Source organism: Paraclostridium sp. MRS3W1, from assembly GCF_032465715.1.
In the GTDB taxonomy this organism is placed as follows: domain Bacteria; phylum Bacillota; class Clostridia; order Peptostreptococcales; family Peptostreptococcaceae; genus Paraclostridium; species Paraclostridium dentum.
In genome coordinates this window covers 1-520 of sequence record NZ_JAWDJM010000199.1, presented here as the reverse complement: position 1 = coordinate 520, position 520 = coordinate 1, and the positions used below count along the sequence as shown (strand labels likewise).

The following is a 520-nucleotide window of genomic DNA, read 5'->3' as shown; positions in this document are numbered from 1 at the left end:
CCGGGGTTCGGATGAAGGGAGTCGAACCCCCACGCCATAGGCGCCAGATCCTAAGTCTGGTGCGTCTGCCAATTCCGCCACATCCGCGCAAATTATTAAGTTGGTGGAGGATGGTGGATTCGAACCACCGAAGTCAGTGACAACAGATTTACAGTCTGCCCCCTTTGGCCGCTCGGGAAATCCTCCACGTTGGAGCTAGTGATAGGAATCGAACCTACAACCTGCTGATTACAAGTCAGCTGCTCTACCGTTGAGCCACACTAGCATATTGGCGGGAATAACAGGACTCGAACCTGTGACCCATTGATTAACAGTCAATTGCTCTACCAACTGAGCCATATTCCCACATTATTAGTTTATTCATTTTTAATTAAGTTGGCGGGAATAACAGGACTCGAACCTGTGACCCATTGATTAACAGTCAATTGCTCTACCAACTGAGCCATATTCCCGCGTATTTAATTATTTGGCGACCTGGAAGGGACTCGAACCCTCGACCTCCAGCGTGACAGGCTGGCAT

At 49.4% G+C, this 520-nt stretch carries 5 tRNA genes; all 5 read right to left on the bottom strand.

Annotated features, from left to right (window positions below):
• Window positions 1–6: 6 nt before the first annotated feature.
• Window positions 7–86 (bottom strand) — tRNA-Leu (locus RWY47_RS18050).
• 15 nt (window positions 87–101) lie between these two features.
• A tRNA-Tyr gene (locus RWY47_RS18045) sits at window positions 102–186 on the bottom strand.
• Between the two features lie 4 nt (window positions 187–190).
• A tRNA-Thr gene (locus tag RWY47_RS18040) sits at window positions 191–265 on the bottom strand.
• Between the two features lie 4 nt (window positions 266–269).
• Window positions 270–345, bottom strand: a tRNA-Asn gene (locus RWY47_RS18035).
• A gap of 31 nt (window positions 346–376) precedes the next feature.
• Window positions 377–452: transfer RNA gene (locus RWY47_RS18030), tRNA-Asn, on the bottom strand.
• Between the last annotated feature and the right edge of the window lie 68 nt (window positions 453–520).